This is a genomic window from Bradyrhizobium sp. IC4059, from assembly GCF_020193615.1.
Taxonomy (GTDB): Bacteria; Pseudomonadota; Alphaproteobacteria; order Rhizobiales; family Xanthobacteraceae; genus Bradyrhizobium; species Bradyrhizobium yuanmingense.
Genome location: NZ_JADYVH010000005.1, coordinates 121,503 through 139,331, shown reverse-complemented (window position 1 = coordinate 139,331; position 17,829 = coordinate 121,503). Strand labels below are relative to the sequence as shown.

Annotated in this window: 17 protein-coding genes; 13 read left to right on the top strand and 4 right to left on the bottom strand. The window is 64.4% G+C overall.

Features of this window, described 5'->3' with window-relative positions; genetic code table 11:
- Positions 1-63 precede the first annotated feature (63 nt).
- From adh to I6F12_RS17180, 10 genes are all read left to right on the top strand, one after another.
- Positions 64-1,581 (top strand): aldehyde dehydrogenase, encoded by a 1,518-nt coding sequence (gene adh, locus I6F12_RS17225; RefSeq protein WP_036025166.1) that lies wholly within the window; start codon positions 64-66, stop codon positions 1,579-1,581.
- A 265-nt stretch (positions 1,582-1,846) separates the two neighbouring features.
- Positions 1,847-2,869, top strand: a complete 1,023-nt coding sequence (pdhA, locus tag I6F12_RS17220) for a pyruvate dehydrogenase (acetyl-transferring) E1 component subunit alpha (protein ID WP_036025165.1) — start codon at positions 1,847-1,849, stop codon at positions 2,867-2,869.
- 28 nt (positions 2,870-2,897) lie between these two features.
- A complete protein-coding gene (locus I6F12_RS17215; RefSeq protein WP_225156887.1) occupies positions 2,898-4,280 on the top strand; it encodes a pyruvate dehydrogenase complex E1 component subunit beta in 1,383 nt (460 codons plus the stop codon).
- 3 nt (positions 4,281-4,283) lie between these two features.
- Entirely contained in the window at positions 4,284-4,586 is a 303-nt protein-coding gene (locus tag I6F12_RS17210) for a DUF5076 domain-containing protein (RefSeq protein ID WP_008547332.1), read from the top strand.
- Positions 4,587-4,588: 2 nt separating this feature from the next.
- Positions 4,589-5,041, top strand: a complete 453-nt coding sequence (locus I6F12_RS17205; protein WP_225156886.1) for a nucleoside deaminase — start codon at positions 4,589-4,591, stop codon at positions 5,039-5,041.
- 62 nt (positions 5,042-5,103) lie between these two features.
- A complete protein-coding gene (locus I6F12_RS17200; protein ID WP_225156885.1) occupies positions 5,104-6,462 on the top strand; it encodes a pyruvate dehydrogenase complex dihydrolipoamide acetyltransferase in 1,359 nt (452 codons plus the stop codon).
- Between the two features lie 49 nt (positions 6,463-6,511).
- Complete coding sequence (locus tag I6F12_RS17195; RefSeq protein WP_225124159.1) at positions 6,512-6,718, top strand: hypothetical protein; 207 nt, start codon at positions 6,512-6,514, stop codon at positions 6,716-6,718.
- 17 nt (positions 6,719-6,735) lie between these two features.
- Positions 6,736-8,157 (top strand): dihydrolipoyl dehydrogenase, encoded by a 1,422-nt coding sequence (lpdA, locus tag I6F12_RS17190; RefSeq protein WP_225156884.1) that lies wholly within the window; start codon positions 6,736-6,738, stop codon positions 8,155-8,157.
- Between the two features lie 144 nt (positions 8,158-8,301).
- Positions 8,302-9,543 carry a threonine synthase gene (locus I6F12_RS17185; protein ID WP_225156883.1) on the top strand — a complete coding sequence of 414 codons (1,242 nt, stop codon included), beginning with the start codon at positions 8,302-8,304 and terminating at the stop codon, positions 9,541-9,543.
- Between the two features lie 176 nt (positions 9,544-9,719).
- Positions 9,720-10,691, top strand: a complete 972-nt coding sequence (locus I6F12_RS17180; protein ID WP_225156882.1) for a tripartite tricarboxylate transporter substrate binding protein BugD — start codon at positions 9,720-9,722, stop codon at positions 10,689-10,691.
- 54 nt (positions 10,692-10,745) lie between these two features.
- On the opposite strand, the gene I6F12_RS17175 is transcribed toward I6F12_RS17180, so the two are convergent.
- The 3 genes from I6F12_RS17175 to I6F12_RS17165 form a co-directional block, all read right to left on the bottom strand.
- Positions 10,746-11,132: a response regulator gene (locus tag I6F12_RS17175; protein ID WP_036009834.1), complete on the bottom strand. Its 387-nt coding sequence runs from the start codon at positions 11,130-11,132 to the stop codon at positions 10,746-10,748.
- Positions 11,133-11,228: 96 nt separating this feature from the next.
- Positions 11,229-11,900, bottom strand: a complete 672-nt coding sequence (locus tag I6F12_RS17170; RefSeq protein ID WP_128265721.1) for a response regulator transcription factor — start codon at positions 11,898-11,900, stop codon at positions 11,229-11,231.
- Positions 11,897-13,882 (bottom strand): PAS domain S-box protein, encoded by a 1,986-nt coding sequence (locus I6F12_RS17165; protein ID WP_225147210.1) that lies wholly within the window; start codon positions 13,880-13,882, stop codon positions 11,897-11,899. The genes I6F12_RS17170 and I6F12_RS17165 overlap by 4 nt, the downstream gene beginning before the upstream one ends.
- A 639-nt stretch (positions 13,883-14,521) precedes the next feature.
- Here I6F12_RS17165 and I6F12_RS17160 point away from each other — a divergent pair.
- The 3 genes from I6F12_RS17160 to I6F12_RS17150 are packed head-to-tail and all read left to right on the top strand — an operon-like array spanning position 14,522 to position 15,458.
- Positions 14,522-14,914, top strand: coding sequence for a hypothetical protein (locus I6F12_RS17160; RefSeq protein ID WP_036031659.1), 393 nt, complete (start codon positions 14,522-14,524; stop codon positions 14,912-14,914).
- Positions 14,911-15,099, top strand: a complete 189-nt coding sequence (locus I6F12_RS17155; protein WP_036009825.1) for a hypothetical protein — start codon at positions 14,911-14,913, stop codon at positions 15,097-15,099. The genes I6F12_RS17160 and I6F12_RS17155 overlap by 4 nt, the downstream gene beginning before the upstream one ends.
- Positions 15,096-15,458, top strand: a complete 363-nt coding sequence (locus I6F12_RS17150) for a hypothetical protein (RefSeq protein ID WP_225156881.1) — start codon at positions 15,096-15,098, stop codon at positions 15,456-15,458. Before I6F12_RS17155 ends, I6F12_RS17150 begins: the two co-directional genes overlap by 4 nt.
- A 176-nt stretch (positions 15,459-15,634) precedes the next feature.
- Here the strand turns inward: I6F12_RS17150 and I6F12_RS17145 are convergent, their stop codons facing one another.
- Complete coding sequence (locus I6F12_RS17145; protein ID WP_109143654.1) at positions 15,635-17,815, bottom strand: lytic transglycosylase domain-containing protein; 2,181 nt, start codon at positions 17,813-17,815, stop codon at positions 15,635-15,637.
- Positions 17,816-17,829 lie beyond the last annotated feature (14 nt).

Below are 17,829 nucleotides of genomic sequence, written 5' to 3'. Positions count from 1 at the left end.
CATCGTCGGCGCAAGTCGCGAACAGGCGACGACAAGCGCAAACAGCAACATCGGGAGTGATCAATGAACAAGGTGGAATTCCTCAGCGTCACCAAAGTGCCCTTTGCCGAACGCTACGACAATTTCATCGGCGGCAAGTTCGTCGCGCCGATCTCCGGGAAATATTTCGACAATGCCTCGCCCCTGACTGGCCAGGTCGTCTGCAAGATCGCGCGGTCCGACGCGCAGGACATCGAGGCAGCGCTCGACGCGGCGCATGCCGCCAAGTCCGCCTGGGGCCGCACCAGCGTCGCCGAGCGCGCCGCGGTCCTGAACCGGATCGCCGACCGCATGGAAGAGAACCTCGAGCGCCTCGCGATTGCCGAGACCTGGGACAACGGCAAGCCGATCCGCGAGACGCGCGCCGCCGACCTGCCGCTCGCGATCGACCATTTCCGCTATTTCGCCGGTGTCGTCCGCGCCCAGGAAGGCTCGATCGGCGAGATCGACCACGACACCATCGCCTATCATTTCCACGAGCCGCTCGGCGTGGTCGGCCAGATCATTCCCTGGAACTTCCCGCTTCTGATGGCCTGCTGGAAGCTCGCGCCGGCGCTGGCCGCCGGCAATTGCGTGGTGCTCAAGCCCGCCGAGCAGACCCCGGCCTCGATCATGGTCTTCGCCGAGGTCATCGCCGACCTGCTGCCGGCAGGCGTGCTCAACATCGTCAACGGCTTTGGCCTCGAGGCCGGCAAGCCGCTGGCGTCGAGCCCGCGCATTGCCAAGATCGCCTTCACCGGCGAGACCACGACGGGCCGGCTGATCATGCAATATGCCAGCCAGAATCTTATTCCGGTCACGCTAGAGCTCGGCGGCAAGTCGCCCAACATCTTCTTCAAGGACGTCACCGCCGAGGACGACGATTTCTTCGACAAGGCGATCGAGGGATTCGTCATGTTCGCGCTGAACCAGGGCGAGGTCTGCACCTGTCCGAGCCGGGCGCTGGTCCACGCCGACATCTATGACCGCTTCATGGAGCGGGCGCTCAAGCGCGTCGCTGCGATCAAGCAGGGCGATCCGCGCGATCCCACCACCATGATCGGCGCGCAGGCCTCCAGCGAGCAACTCAGCAAGATCCTCTCCTATATCGACATCGGCAAGCAGGAGGGCGCCAAGGTGCTGGCCGGCGGCGGACGCGCCGATCTCGGCGGCGATCTCACCGGCGGCTTCTACGTCCAGCCGACCGTGTTCGAGGGCCACAACAAGATGCGAATCTTCCAGGAGGAGATTTTCGGCCCCGTCGTCTCGGTCACGACCTTCAAGACCGACGAAGAGGCGCTCGCGATCGCCAACGACACGCTCTACGGCCTGGGTGCCGGCGTTTGGAGCCGCGACGCCAATCGCTGCTACCGCTTCGGCCGGGAGATCCAGGCCGGCCGGGTCTGGACCAATTGCTACCATGCCTATCCCGCCCATGCGGCGTTCGGCGGCTACAAGCAGTCGGGCGTCGGGCGCGAGACCCACAAGATGATGCTCGATCATTACCAGCAGACCAAGAACCTCCTGGTCAGCTACAGCCCGAAGAAGCTCGGCTTCTTCTGATCGGATCGGAGAGGGCGGCGCCGCTTCGGCGCCGTCCGCTCCGCATGTCGGGATTGGCGTCGTGCACTGTTCTTGATCCGGTCACGAATCTGCGCGCGCGATGGCGCTCATAGATTTGTTGCCCGATCAGCGCCAAAGATTTTGCAATATTTCGATCACGTTGCAGTGCGGCATAATGAAAGTCGCGCCATGCCGCCGCGGTGCTTTCCAAGGGCGTTTGACTTGGGTTAGAGAGGGCGAAAGTTTTCTCTGACCCGGAATTCCCATGGCCGCACCCAAGAAAGCCGCCGCAAGCGCTCCACAGGACAAGACCGACGGCGGTTCGCCCCCGGAATTCACGAAGGAGCAGGAACTCAAGGCGCTCCGCGACATGCTCCTGATCCGGCGCTTCGAGGAAAAGGCAGGCCAGCTCTACGGCATGGGTGCCATCGGCGGCTTCTGCCACCTCTATATCGGCCAGGAGGCCGTGGTGGTCGGCATGCAGATGGCCCTCAAAGAGGGCGATCAGGTCATCACCGGCTATCGCGACCACGGTCACATGCTCGCGACCGGCATGGATGCCAACGGTGTCATGGCCGAGCTGACGGGACGTCGCGGCGGTTATTCCAAGGGCAAGGGCGGCTCCATGCACATGTTTAGCAAGGAGAAGCACTTCTACGGCGGTCACGGCATCGTCGGCGCCCAGGTCTCGCTCGGCACCGGCCTCGCCTTTGCCAACCACTATCGCGGCAACGACAATGTCAGCGTCACCTATTTCGGCGACGGCGCGGCCAATCAGGGCCAGGTCTATGAGAGCTTCAACATGGCGGAGCTCTGGAAGCTGCCGGTGATCTACGTCATCGAGAACAACCGCTACGCCATGGGCACCTCGGTCTCGCGCGCCTCGGCACAGCAGGATTTTTCCAAGCGCGGTGCGTCCTTCAACATCCCGGGCAAGCAGGTCGACGGCATGGACGTCCGCGCCGTGAAGGCGGCGGGCGAGGAGGCGGCGGCCTGGTGCCGTGGCGGCAAGGGTCCTTTCATCCTGGAGATGCAGACCTACCGCTATCGCGGCCACTCGATGTCCGATCCCGCAAAATATCGCACACGCGAGGAGGTCGAGAAGGTTCGCCACGACCAGGATCCGATCGAGCAGGTTCGCAATCGGCTGCTCGCTGCCAAGGTCAGCGAGGCCGATCTCAAGGCGATCGACGCCGAAGTGCGCGACATCGTCAACGCCTCCGCCGATTTCGCCCAGCATGATCCCGAGCCGGATGCCGCCGAGCTCTGGACCGACGTGTACCGCTGAACGCGCGCAAGCTTTCTTTGGAGAAGATATGCCAATTCAAGTGCTGATGCCCGCGTTGTCGCCCACGATGGAGAAGGGCAACATCGCCAAATGGCTGAAGAAAGAGGGCGAGACGATCAAGTCCGGCGACGTCATCGCCGAGATCGAGACCGACAAAGCGACCATGGAGGTCGAGGCGACCGACGAGGGCACGCTCGGCAAGATCCTGATCCCCGAGGGCACCGCTGACGTCGCGGTGAACACCCCGATCGCGACCATTCTCGCCGACGGTGAGAGCGCGGCTGATCTCGCCAAGGCACCCGCAGCGGCGGCGAAGGCTGCGGAGTCCGCGCCGCCGGCCGCAGCAAAGGCCGAGGCGCCCGCGCCGAAAGCCGCGCCTGCTCCCCAGGCCGTCGCCGAGCCCGATCCGGAAGTCCCCGCCGGCACCGAAATGGTGACGCAGACCATCCGCGAAGCGCTGCGCGATGCCATGGCCGAAGAGATGCGCCGCGACGCGGACGTGTTCGTGATGGGCGAAGAAGTTGCCGAATATCAGGGCGCCTACAAGGTGACCCAGGGCCTGCTCCAGGAGTTCGGTGCCAAGCGCGTGATCGACACGCCGATCACCGAGCACGGCTTCGCGGGCGTCGGCGTCGGTGCCGCGATGACCGGTCTCAAGCCGATCGTCGAGTTCATGACCTTCAACTTCGCCATGCAGGCGATCGACCAGATCATCAACTCCGCGGCCAAGACGCTCTACATGTCCGGTGGCCAGATGGGCTGCTCGATCGTGTTCCGCGGTCCGAACGGTGCGGCCGCGCGCGTTGCCGCCCAGCACAGCCAGGACTATTCGGCGTGGTATTCGCACGTCCCGGGCCTCAAGGTGGTCGCGCCGTATTCCGCCGCGGACGCCAAGGGCCTGCTCAAGGCTGCGATCCGCGATCCCAACCCGGTGATCTTCCTCGAGAACGAGGTGCTGTACGGCCACACTGGCGAAGTCCCGAAGCTCGACGACTTCATCATCCCGATCGGCAAGGCGCGCATCGTGCGCGCCGGCAGTCACGTCACGATCATCTCCTGGTCGAACGGCATGACCTATGCGCTGAAGGCTGCGGACGAGCTCGCCAAGGACGGCATCGAGGCCGAGGTGATCGACCTGCGCACGCTGCGCCCGATGGACACGGAGACCATCATCAACTCCGTGAAGAAAACGGGACGTGCGGTTACGGTGGAAGAGGGGTGGGCCCAGAGCGGCGTCGGCGCCGAGATCGCCGCGCGCATCATGGAGAACGCCTTCGACTATCTTGATGCGCCGGTGACGCGCGTGTCTGGCAAGGACGTGCCGATGCCCTATGCCGCGAACCTGGAGAAGCTCGCGCTGCCCTCGGCGGCGGACGTCGTCGAGGCCGCTAAAGCCGTCTGCTACAGGTAGACCATGGCAGGCCCCAAGGAGCAGCCACTGCCGCCAGACGTCATGACCCGCGACGACGCGGTCGAGATCCTGCGCGTGTTCGTCCTGGACGGTGGGCTGTCGATGGCGTTCCAGCGCGCCTTCGAGGAGCCGGACATGTGGGGCCTCCTGCTCGTCGATCTCGCCCGTCATGCCGCGCGCGCCTATGCGCGCGAGAGCGAATATACCGAGGAGGACGCGCTGAACCGGATCCTCGACATGTTCCAGGCCGAGATCGAGCGTCCCACCGACACGGGCACCACCACGCCACGTGGCAAGGGGCACTGACCATGGCGATCGAAGCCCATCATTACGATTTCATGCTGGAGGCGATCCGCGAGGCGGAAGCCTCGATCGCGCAGGGCGGCTTGCCGATCGGCGCGGTGCTGACGCGCGACAACAAGATCATCGCCCGCGGCCACAACAACCGCGTGCAGGAGAACAATCCGATCCTGCATGGCGAGATGAGCTGCCTGCGCGAGGCCGGCGCGATCTCGTTCCACGACACCGTCATGTACACCACGCTGTCGCCTTGCTCGATGTGCGCCGGCGCGCTCGCGCTGTTCAAGGTCAAGCTGGTGGTGATCGGGGAATCCGTCACCTTCAAAGGCTCCAAGGACATTCTCGACAAGTTCGGGATTCCGTGGATCGACCTTGCCGACGACCGCTCCATCACCATGATGAAGAATTGGCGTTCCATCCCAACCAATGAGCGCCTGTGGCAGGGCGACATCGGCAACTAAACCTGGTCTGTTCGTCTTCACATCGAGGACGACGTTTTTGAGAAGTTCTTCGTGAGGTCAGCATGCCCATCAACATCCTGATGCCCGCTCTGTCGCCGACGATGGAGAAGGGCAACCTCGCCAAGTGGCTGAAGAAGGAAGGCGACAAGGTCAAATCCGGCGACGTCATCGCCGAGATCGAGACCGACAAGGCGACCATGGAGGTCGAGGCGATCGACGAGGGCACGATCGCCAAGATCCTGGTGCCGGAGGGGACGCAGGACGTTCCGGTGAACGACGTGATCGCCGTGCTTGCCGGCGAGGGCGAGGACGTGAAGGCGGCAGGGAGCGCCAAGCCCAGCGCTTCGGCCGCGCCTCCGAAAGCAGAGAAGCCAGCTGAGCCTTCCGCCGCTGCGCCGGCTCCCGCGCCTGCACCGGCCGCACCCAAGACGCCGCCCGTGGCAGCACCCGCGCCGCAGGCTGCCGGTCCCGCCGCGCAGGCCAATGGCCATGGCGGCCGCGTGTTCTCGTCACCGCTGGCGCGGCGTCTCGCCAAGGAAGCCGGCATCGATGTCGGCATGGTCACGGGCACCGGCCCGCACGGCCGCGTGGTCGCCCGCGACGTCGAGCAGGCCAAGTCCGGCAAGGGTCTGAAAGCGCCCGCCGCGGCACCGTCAGGCGCGCCTGCGATCGCGCCGACCATGTCGGACAAGCAGATCCTGTCGCTGTTCGAGCCCGGCTCCTACGACATCGTCCCGCATGACGGCATGCGCCGCACCATCGCCCAGCGCCTGACCGCATCGATCCAGAACGTCCCGCACTTCTACCTCACCATCGACTGCGACATCGGCAAGCTGCTCACTGCCCGCGAGGAGATCAACGCCGCCGCGCCGAAGGACAAGGAGAAGAAGCCGCTCTACAAGATCTCGGTCAACGATTTCGTCATCAAGGCGATGGCGGTGGCGCTGCAGAAGATCCCGAACTGCAACGTCAGCTGGACCGAAAGCGGCATGGTCAAGCACCACCATTCCGACGTCGGCGTCGCCGTCGCGATGCCCGGCGGTCTGATCACGCCGATCATCCGGAAAGCGGAGACCAAGACGCTCTCGACCATCTCCAACGAGATGAAGGATTTTGCCGCGCGCGCCCGCTCGCGCAAGCTCAAGCCGGAGGAATACCAGGGCGGCACCACGGCCGTTTCCAACCTCGGCATGTACGGCATCAGCCACTTCACTGCGGTGATCAATCCGCCTCATGCCACGATCCTTGCGGTTGGCACCAGCGAGGAGCGTCCCGTGGTGCGCGGCGGCAAGGTCGAGATCGCGCACATGATGAGCGTGACCTTGTCCTGCGATCACCGCGCCATCGACGGCGCGCTCGGCGCCGAGCTGATCGGCGCGTTCAAGCAGCTGATCGAAAACCCCGTCATGATGATGGTCTGAAGCGGCGGCAGAGGGGGCAACCTTGCATGTCCGGACCCGCTGGCCATGGATATCGCTATTGCTCGGAGTCATCGTCGCGCTCAACCCCGTCGGGCTCGATTTTCTTCACTCTGCGTTCTTTGCCGGCGAGCAGCTGGCACGGAACATCGCTCAGCCGATCGTGCTCACTGCGCTTGCCATCATAGTCCTGGTGGTGCTGCTCGAATGGCTGGTGAGGTCTTTTCTGGTCAAGCGCCGCGCCCGCGGCGCTTCTTGAGTTGAACGGGAGCCGCTATGGCCGACACATCCTTCGACGTCATCATCATCGGCTCCGGCCCCGGCGGCTATGTCACCGCCATCCGCGCCGCGCAGCTCGGCCTCAAGACCGCGATCGTCGAAAAATCCTATCTCGGCGGCATCTGCCTCAACTGGGGCTGCATTCCGACCAAGGCGCTGCTGCGTTCGGCCGAGATCTACCACTACATGCAGCACGCGAAGGACTACGGGCTCTCCGCCGAGAAGGTCTCGTTCGATCCGAAGGCGGTGGTGCAGCGTTCGCGCGGCGTCTCCAAGCGCCTCAACGACGGCGTCGGCTTCCTGATGAAGAAGAACAAGGTCAGCGTGATCTGGGGCGCGGCCTCGATCGATGCGCCCGGCAAGGTCACGGTGAAGAAGTCCGACGTCGAGGGCCCGAAGGGCGCGCTAGGCGAGGGGACCTACCAGGCCAAGCACATCATCGTCGCCACCGGCGCGCGGCCGCGCGTGCTGCCCGGCCTCGAGCCGGACAAGAAGCTGGTCTGGACCTATTTCGAGGCGATGGTGCCGGAGCGGATGCCGAAGTCGCTGCTGGTGGTCGGCTCCGGCGCGATAGGCATCGAGTTCGCCTCGTTCTTCCACACCATGGGAAGCGACGTCACCGTGGTCGAGGTGCTGCCGCAGATTCTGCCCGTCGAGGACGCCGAGATCGCGGGCCTCGCCCGCAAGCGGCTGGAGAAGCAGGGCATCAAGATCATGTCCTCGACCAAGGTCACCAAGCTGGAGAAGAAGGCCGACAGCGTCCTCGCCACCATCGACGACGGCAAGGGCAAGCCTGTCACATCAGAGTTCGAGCGCGTGATCTCGGCGGTCGGCGTCGTCGGCAACATCGAGAATCTCGGCCTGGAAAAAGTCGGCGTGAAGACCGACCGCGGCATCATCGTGGTCGACGGCTACGGCAAGACCAACGTCCCCGGCATCTACGCGATCGGCGACGTTGCCGGCCCCCCGATGCTGGCGCACAAGGCCGAGCATGAGGGCGTGATCTGCGTCGAAGCGATCAAGGGCCTCAATCCGCATCCCCTCGACAAGAACATGATCCCGGGCTGCACCTATTGCTACCCGCAGGTTGCATCGGTCGGCTTGACGGAAGCCAAGGCCAAGGAGAACGGCCGCGAGATCCGCGTCGGCCGCTTTCCCTTCGTCGGCAACGGCAAGGCGATCGCGCTCGGCGAGGATCAGGGCCTGGTCAAAGTCATCTTTGACAAGAAGACCGGCCAACTGCTCGGGGCCCACATGGTCGGCGCGGAGGTCACCGAGCTGATCCAGGGCTACGTCGTCGCCATGAATCTGGAGACGACGGAAGAAGAGCTGATGCACACGGTCTTCCCGCATCCGACCCTATCGGAGATGATGAAGGAAGCCGTGCTGGATGCGTATGGACGGGTGTTGAACATTTGAGGGGCGAGCGCGTCGCCCGCCGCCGTCATTGCGAGCGAAGCGAAGCAATCCAGACTGCAGCTGCGGAAAGATTCTGGATTGCTTCGCTTCGCTCGCAATGACGAGCAGAGAGAGCTGTTTGCAGAACAAGAAGGAAATCATCCCATGAACGACAACGACAATCTCACCATCGAACGCCCGACCTTCGTCACCCATCTCGAATGCGCGATGGAGGGCGATCATTACGCGGCCGACGAGGTTCACAACCTCTCCAAGGCCGGCAAGCCGCTTCTGGTCCGCTACGACCTCGCGGGCGTGAAGAAGGCGCTGACCAAGGATGCGCTCGCCCAGCGCCCCGGCGACATGTGGCGCTATCGCGAGCTGCTGCCGGTGCGCAAATGCAAGGACATCGTCTCGCTCGGCGAAGTCACGACGCCCCTGATCCGGCTGCCGAAGCTCGGCGCAAAACTCGGCGGCGGCGAGATCATCGTCAAGGACGAGGGACGGCTGCCGACCGGCTCATTCAAGGCGCGCGGCCTCGTGATGGCGGTGTCGATGGGCAAGGCGCTCGGCATCAAGCACATGGCGATGCCGACCAACGGCAATGCCGGCGCGGCGCTGGCGGCCTACGCCACGTCCTGCGGCATCAAGACCACGATCTTCTGCCCGGCCGATACGCCCGAAGTGAACGTCAGCGAGATCGAGCTGCAGGGCGCGACCGTCTACCGCGTCAACGGCTATATCGACGATTGCGGCAAGATCGTCGGCGAGGGCAAGGCGAAAGTCGGCTGGTTCGACACCTCGACCTTGAAGGAGCCGTACCGCATCGAGGGCAAGAAGACGATGGGCCTCGAGCTCGCCGAGCAGCTCGGCTGGGACGTGCCTGACGTGATCTTCTATCCGACCGGCGGCGGCACCGGCCTGATCGGGATGTGGAAGGCGTTCGACGAGCTGGAGAAGATCGGCTTCATCGGCTCAAAGCGCCCGCGCATGGTCGCGGTGCAGGCCTCCGGCTGCGCGCCGATGGTGCGCGCCTATGAGGCCGGGACCGAGCATGCGACGCGCTGGGAGGACGCACACACCATCGCCTCGGGCATCCGCGTGCCGCAGGCAATCGGCGATTTCCTCATCCTGCGTGCCGTGCGCGAGAGCAAAGGTTTTGCCATTGCCGTCGATGACGACAAGATCTCGGCGGCGCTGAACGAGGTCGCGCGCGAGGAGGGGCTCTTGCTCTGCCCCGAGGGTGCCGCGACCTACGCCGCCTACAAGGAAAGTCTCGCCGACGGCCGGGTCAGCAAGCCCGATCGCGTCATGCTGTTCAACTGCGCGACCGGCCTGAAATATCCGCTGCCGCCGGTCACCCGCACGCTCGATCGCCACAAGCCGATTGACTATTCGAAGTTCTAACTTGCTTCTCCCTCTCCCCGTTCTTACGGGGAGAGGGTCGGGGTGAGGGGCTGCTTCCGCAAACACAGTGACAGTTGAGTTCGCGGAGACTCCCCCTCACCCGAATTGCTTCGCAATTCGACCTCTCCCCGCAAGCGGGGCGAGGTGAAGAAAAAGACATCACTGGGGAGAAGACAATGAAGAAGGCCTTCTGGGCTGCGCTGATTGCTGTTCTCGCTGTTGCAGGCGCCGCGCGCGCCGACGATTTTCCCTCGCGTCCCATTACCATCATCGTGCCGTTCGCGGCCGGGGGCCCTTCGGACGCAATGGCGCGGGTGCTCGCCGAGCGTATGCGGGTGCCGCTGGGCCAGCCGGTCGTGATCGAAAACGTCACCGGAGCAGGCGGCTCGATCGGTGTCGGCCGTGCCGTGCAATCGCCGCCCGACGGCTACACCATCTCGTTCGGCCATCTCGGGACCCACGTCGCCAACGGCGCCGTCTACAAGCTCAAATTCGACCTCGTTGCCGACCTCGAGCCGGTGGTGCTGCTGCCGAGCAACCCGATGATCGTGGTCAGCAAGAATGCGGTGCCGGCGACCTCGCTGAAGGAGCTGATCGACTGGCTGAAGTCGCGACCGTCGCCGCCGACCGCCGGCACGGCCGGCGCGGGCTCCGGCAGCCACATCGCCGGCGTCTATTTCGAGAGCGTCTCCGGCATCAAGTTGCAATACGTGCCGTATCGCGGCACTGCACCGGCATTGAACGATCTCATCGCCGGCCAGATCGACATCATCGTGGACCAGACCTCCAATTCCATCAGCCAGGTCCGCGCCGGCACCATCCGCGCCTATGCCGTCACCGACGACAAACGCCTCGCCTCCGCACCCGAGATTCCGACCGCGGACGAGGCGGGCCTGAAAGGCTTCAACATGACGCTGTGGTCGGGCATGTGGGTGCCGAAGGGCACACCGAAGGAGATCGTCGCAAAGCTCAACGCCGCGGCCGTGGAGGCGCTGAACGATCCTGCGGTGAGGAAGCAGCTCGAAAGCCAGGGTCTCGAGATGACACCGAAGGATCAGCTCACGCCCGAAGCGCTTGGCACGCGGCAAAAGGCCGAGATCGCGAAATGGTGGCCGATCATCAAGGCGGCCAACATCAAGGTGGATTGAACCGGCGGCGCACTCCTCGCGGCGTCACCGCCGCGTTTGCTGGCGGCGGGGCGCTCACGACGTGGTTTGGTGACCTGGTGCCAGCGCACGGTCCAGGCATTGCATCAGATCCGAGGCGGCGAACGGCTTACCGAGAAAACAGATTGCGCCCGCATCGAGCGCCCGCACACGCACGCCCTCATCCGGGAAAGCTGTGATGAATATGAACGGCGTAGCCGACCCCTGCGCCCGCATCCTCGTCAACAGATCGATTCCGCTCATCAGCGGCATCTGCACGTCGGCGATCACGCACGAGGTGTCGCTCGAATCGGTCGAGCTCAGGAACTCTTCCGCCGAGGCGAATGTGTGGACGTTGTATCCGCGCGATTCCAGGAGATTGTTGATCGCGGCCCGAACGTAGGGGTCGTCGTCAAGCACCGAGATGACCGAAGCCACTGACAAGACGTCCGCTCCTCGCCGGGAATTACGCTTGCCGTCGCCACGGCTAGAACATAAAGGCGCAAGGTGGACCTGCCGGTCACGATTGGAAACTCATACTTAGGTTTGTGCATCGGGCTTGTTCGGGCCAATCCCGAGCGCCTCGCTCATTCTCACCAGATCGGCCAGCGACTTCGCGCCCATCTTCCGCATGATCTGGCCGCGGTAGATCTTGACGGTGATTTCGGCCAATCCGAGCTGGGCGGCGACCTGCTTGTTCATCAGGCCGGACGTCACCAGTGACAATACGTCTCGCTCCCGCGAGGACAGTGACTCGAAGCGTGATCTGACCGTCGAGACCAACCTGTTGAGGTCGCGGCGCTTGCGGTCTCGCTCGATCGCGGCCTGAACTGCGTCGAGAATGTCCTGATCGCGGACCGGCTTGGTCAAGAAGTCGATCGCCCCGCTCTTCATGGCCCGAACCGTCATGGGGATATCGCCATGACCGGTAATGAAGATGATAGGCGTGTGGATATTTGCCTTTGCAAGGTCGGCCTGCAGCTCGAGGCCGCTCGTTCCGGGCAGGCGGATGTCGAGCACCAGGCAGCTCGGGACGTCTGGCGGCTTGGCCTGGAGGAGCTGCGGCGCCGAGCCGAATGCTTCGACCTTGAGACCGACCGACTCGAACAGATTGGTGAGCGCACGGCGCATGGACGCGTCGTCGTCGACGATGAGGACAAGGGGCTGATCGCCGTCCTTCTGCGGCGGCGAAGATTCCGCGCGCTCGGTCACGATGCTTCCTCTCGGTGGAGAGGCAAGGTGATCTGAAAAGTCGCGCCGCGCTCCTGATTTGGTATGGCGGAAAGTCGTCCGCCATGGGCCTCGATGATCGATCGACAGATCGACAGGCCCATGCCCATGCCGGAGGACTTCGTGGTGAAGAACGGCGTGAACAGGCGGTCTATCGCCTGTTCGCTGATGCCGGTTCCGCAGTCGGAAACGCTCACCTGCATCGCGCTATCGCCGCTCGCCTGTGAGCGAATCGCCAGCTCGCGCGGGCGATCGTGGACGTCTGCCATGGCCTCGATCCCGTTCATGATCAGGTTGATCAGGACCTGCTGCAATTGGATGCGATCGCCAAAGATCCTCGGCAGTGCCGACGACAGCTCCATGCGGACGGACACGGCGTGGCTGGCCATCTCGCGTTGAACCAGCGCGACGGCCTCCCGCACGACCGCATTGGCGTCGAGCGGAACCATCTCGATGTCAGAACGCTTGGCGAGCGCCCGAACGTGACGGATCACGTCGCCGGCACGCCTGCCGTCCTCGATGATCCACTCGACCGAGCGGCGGGCCGCTTTGAGATCCGGCGGACTGCGCTGCAGCCAGGCGAGGCAGGCGTCGGCGTTTGCGATCACTGCAGCGAGCGGCTGATTGATTTCGTGGGCAATCGAAGCGGTCAGCTCACCCAGTGTCGTGACACGTGTCACATGGGCGAGCTCGGCCTGGGCCTTGCGCAGCGCGTCTTCGGCTTGGTTGGCCCGGATGGCGGCGGTTACGTCCGTGCAAACGCCACGGTAGCCCAGGAAAGTGCCGTCCGCGTCGAAGAAGGGCTTGCCGCTGGTCCGGACGTAGATCGGCTGCCCACTACGGTCTTTGCTGCGGTACACCAAGTCGCGGAACGGGACGTGGGCGTCGAGCGCCGCTCGATGTTGTCGCCATTTTTCGGGCTCGAGAGCGGCGTCGGGCGCAATGTCCCAACGCGTGAGCCCGATCAGGCCGGCGGGGGCGGTGTTGGTATCGGAGTGCTCGGATATCTGGGTGACCCGGTGGTCCGGCCCGGTTTCCCAGAACCAGTCAGACGCGGTTTCGGCATAGTCGCGAAAGCGCTGCTCGCTGTCACGAAGCCTGCGTTCTGCCTCCTTGGTCGCGGTGATGTCGGTGACCGATCCGACGAACTCAACGCGACCGCTCGCATCTCGCGTTGCCCGTGCCACCGCTCGGACGTATTTGATGGAACCGTCGGGCATCACCAGCCGGTATTCGTGATCATAGTCCTTGCCCTCGCGCGCCGCCCGGCCCGTCGTCTGCTGCACAGCGAGCCGGTCCTCCGGATGGATCCGCTGGAGCATGAAGGGGATCGCGGGCTTCGTCCCTTCCTCGCATTCGAAGATGCGATAGGTCTCCTTGGACCAGGTGATCTCGCGGGTTGCGGCCTTCCAGCCAAAACTACCAGTGTGGCTCAATTCTTGCGCCTGGGCGAGATAAGCCTCGCTCTGTCGCAGCGCGTTCTCGGCCTCCTTCCGCTCAGTGATGTTCTCGCAGGCGACCAGCACGATCGGCCCGCCATTGGCTCGCAGCATGGCCTTGGCGTTCTCGCGCACCCATAACATCGAGCCGTCCTTGCGAACCTTCCGGATCTCCCAGGTGTGTGACTGATCAAGGGTCTTGAGGCACAACGCGACACAGGCGCGGACAGTGGCGCGATCTTCCGCGAGGAAGACATCCAGCACGGATCGGCCGATCAACTCCGCCGGCGTGTAGCCCAGCTGCTCGGCGCCGAATGTGTTCACGTTGATCACGGTACCGGCCGGATCGACCATGAAGTACATGACCGGCGTGTGCTCGAAGACCTGCTGCCATTGCTTGACCGCCTCGAGCAAGTCGGCGGCATTGGCATCGGTGCGCTGCTTGGCGGGAACAGTTTGCCTCAAGCAGCCGACGAGGAATTGCGCGGCTGACTTTCCGAACGTCGCTGCCCGGCCAGGCTTCATCGCTGACGCTCCCGGCACTCTCTGCGTGAACAGGAGTAGAGCACGTTGCGGCCAGAGGAGCAATTCCAGCCAAAGTCGGGTCGGCCGTCATGACGTTCGCCTTTGGACCGTCCGCTCACCGCCAGGTCCATTGCGGCGCCTCAAGGACACCGTGCCGGCCGAGGTTCACGGTGACCGTGCAGCCGGTGCGTCGTGCGCCGTCTCGTTGAACTCGGGCCGCGTGGGCCCGGGCGAATACGGGACAAACTTAGGTATAGCTCCTCCATGCCTAGTCATGTCGGCCATTTTACCTCCGTACAATTGAGCGTTTCGTGCCCGGCGGACTAGCCTCTCGACCATCGGGAGTGTCGAAGCGAACAGCCGAGAAAAGCGCAAGCAACAGAGGGAGACAGCAATGTGCGATATGTCGGTACTTCCTGAGCGTCGCCCATCGGCGTCCGAAAGTTGCTCCTCAGTCAAGGGCTGTGCGGTGTGCGGCGGCAAGTTTGGCCTGATCCGCTACTATTCCTGGCGCACGGCGCTCTGCTCCAAGAAGTGCGTTGATCGTTTCCGCACGCGAAGCGAACGCGACCGCCGGTGGTTGTTTCGGGCCCAGGTCGCATAAGGCTGGATTGGAGAGTTGATCCGGGAGGCCGTGCGTTGAACCGCTCATGCAAGCTCTTCTGCTGGATCGTTCTCATCGCCCCCATCGCGGCCGGCCAGGCACAGGAGACGGGACACGGTGCCGTTCATCGCAAGCACCCACCCCAGGACCAGGCGCTGCACGAAAAGTTCTATTCCACCTGGCACATGCCTGATAACCCGAGCCTCAGTTGTTGCAACAGCGCCGACTGTTATCCGACCGACATCAAGTACATCGACGGCCAGATCTATGCGCGGCGCCGGGAGGACGGGAGATACATTCTGATCCCACCGCAAAAGGTGGAGCGAAACAGGGATAATCCGGACGGCCGGAACCATCTGTGCGCTCCACCGCCCGCACTGTCTCCGCTCGACAGCGTTTACTGCTTCGCTTTGGGAGGTGCCACATGAGATTCGCTTTCGTGCTGGTCAACGGCCGGACCCCCTTCCGGCAGACCTCGTGCATGCAGTGCTGCGAGCCGATCAGCGGCAGCTATTTGCGCGAGATTGCGACCCGTCTGCCTTACTGCGATCATCAGTGCTACGCGCTGTTCTGCGAGACGCTCGCCAAAGATGGCGTGAGAGCGGCTTCATGAAATTCGTGGTGGTCAATCACGAGCCGCCGTTGCACGCGGCCGCGTGCAGCACATGCTCGCGGTCGCTCCGCTCCGGCTATGTCCGCCATGCGCGGACGCAGCGCCGTTACTGTGACGACGATTGTTACCGGCGCGGCGAATTCTCCACGCTGTTCATGCAGTGGCCGGTGCCTGGGCGGACGGAACCAATTGCCGGCAAGGTCGAGCTCGCCGCTGGCAGCATGATCCAGACGTTGACGGTGATGAGTGCCGTCTGGTGCTGGGGCTGCACGATCACTGCCTGGACCTTCGCGAGAGCTTTGACCGGCGCCTATTTGGACAGTCGCGACCCGATCACGATGGAAGGAGGTGACACCTAGAGCATGATCCGGAAAAGTGTGAAGCGGTTTTCCGAAACGATCATGCTCAAACAATAACGTAAAGCGCGATGACGATTCATCCTAATCGCATCGCGCTTTAGCTGCGCGGCTGCACGCGCGTAGAAGCCGCAGCACCGTATTCTTGCAGGCGCCGCGTCCAGCCCCGGCGGCGTTGATCAGGGAATGGGTGCTGCGGCCGCCGCTGGCTCCGTTGCGCTGGCCTCGTGCGTCACCACGCGCTGGTCGCTCTTGCCGGCGATCATGCTGCTGCCCTCGAACCTTGCCCGGTAGACCAGCACGTTCTCCATCACGCGCTGGACGTAGTTGCGCGTCTCGGACAGCGGGATGCGCTCCACCCAGTCGACCGGGTCGACGTTGGGGTCCCGGGGATCACCGCGCTTCTGCACCCATTCGCGCACGCGGCCGCGGCCGGCATTGTATCCGGCGAAGGTCATGATCTGGTTACCGCGATATTCCGAGAACAGCGCGCTGAGCTCGGCGGCGCCCATCTGCGTGTTGTAGACGGGGTCGGAGACCATCCTGTCCCAGTCGTAAGTCAGGCCGAAGCGCTTCGCGGTGTCGCGTCCCGCTTCCGGCGTCACCTGCATCAGCCCGACCGCGTTGGCATGCGACTTGTCGCGCTGCTCGAACGAGCTCTCGGTGCGTGCCACCGAATAGATCACGCTGGTCTCGATCGCCGGTGCGACCTGCTTGTGCTCGGGGATGCCGATGGTCGGGAAGGCGTAATGGTCAAGCGCGAGCCCGCGCGCCAGCGCGGTCTTGCCGACCTCCAGCATCACGCGCGCATCGTTGCGCCGGCCCGCAAGCTCGCCGAGCGCTTCCAGCGCGGCGACGTCGGTGCTCTCTTTGGCGAAATCCTCGGCGTAATAGAACACCATGTCGCGCTCGCCGATGCCGTAGAGCATGTCGGCGGCGCGCACGCGCTCGTCCGCAAGCTGCGCATCGGCCGAGGCCAGCACCGGCGAGGGCGGACGCAGTTCGATGCCGTCGAGGCCGAGCCTGGCGCGGGCGAGCTGGCCGTAATAGGCGGTGTGATAGCGCGCCGCCGCCCGGTAGCTCATGCGCGCGTCGGCCGCCGCGCCCATGGCTTCGGCCGCGCGGCCGCGCCAGTAATGCGCCCGCGACAGCGCGATCGGATTGGACGAGCCAGCGTCGATCGAGGCGAAATGCACCATCGCCGTCTTGGGATCGTCGAGATAGCGTAGCGCGATCCAGCCGCACATGAAGTGATAGTCGACGCGGTAGACCTCCTTTTCCGGCACCGCGGCCGTGTGCACCACGTCATAGGCGATCCTGGCCTTGCCCTGATCGAGCAGCTTGCGCGCCAGCATGCGGCGCTCGCGCCACCAGGCATCGGTGTCCTGCGCGGCCATCATGTCGGGCTTGGCAGCGAGGATCACCTCGGCCGCGTCGTCGATGCGGTCGTTCTGAAGATGCCACTGCGCGCGGCACAGCACGTAACCGAGATCGCGTCGCTCCTCGGCCGCGACGTCCTCGAGCAGATCCTTGGCCTTGCTCGCCTTGCCGGTGACGGCGGCGCAGGCCTTCACGATCGCGAGCGCGTCCTCGCCGAGCCGCTTCGCCGCGCGCCGCGCACCTGCATAATCCTTGGCGCCGAGGCGCTTGTCCATGCGCGCGCGGTGATCGTCGGCGGACAGAAGGTCGCCGAACGCCGCATAGGAGTCCTCTTCGCTCCGCTCGGACAGTTCCTCCGCGCGCCAGGTTTCCCGGACCAGCCGCGCAGCCCTGTCGGTCTCACCTTCGGCGAGCAGGACGCGCGCGAGTGCGAACTTGCCCTTGGCGCTGGTCGGGCGATCCATCGTGAACTTGTGCACGATGGCCGCGTCGGCCTTCTCCTGCCACAGCCGTGCCTCGGCACGGCGGCGGAGCAGGGCGCTGCTCGGCCAACCGGGATTGGCGGCGAGGAAGGCGGCGTAGCGCTTGAAATTCGCGGTGCTGTCGGGATGGCGCAGCATGAACCAGTCGGCGAGCTTCTGTCCGGCAGGGTCCGTGATGCGGTCGCGCGCAGCGCTCGCGTCTTCGGTCTTGCCCTTGCGCGTCAGGTCGATGGCGTCCTTGAGCGCGGCAAGATCGCCAGTCAGCGGCGGCTTGGCCGCGGGCTCCTCGACCGCCTTCTTCGATTTGCGCTTGGCCTCGGCGTGCTTGCCGTGCCGCGCTTTGCCGGCGGAGGCGTGGCGGTGCTTGCCCGCTTTCGCCTCATGCGTCTTCTTCGGTGCGGATGATTTTTGACTGCTCTTCGCCGCAAGCTCGGTGGGAAGGAGGGCCATCGCGGCCACGGCAACGACACACGCGAGCGAGCGTAGGCACTGGTTCATTGGATGGTCCCCCC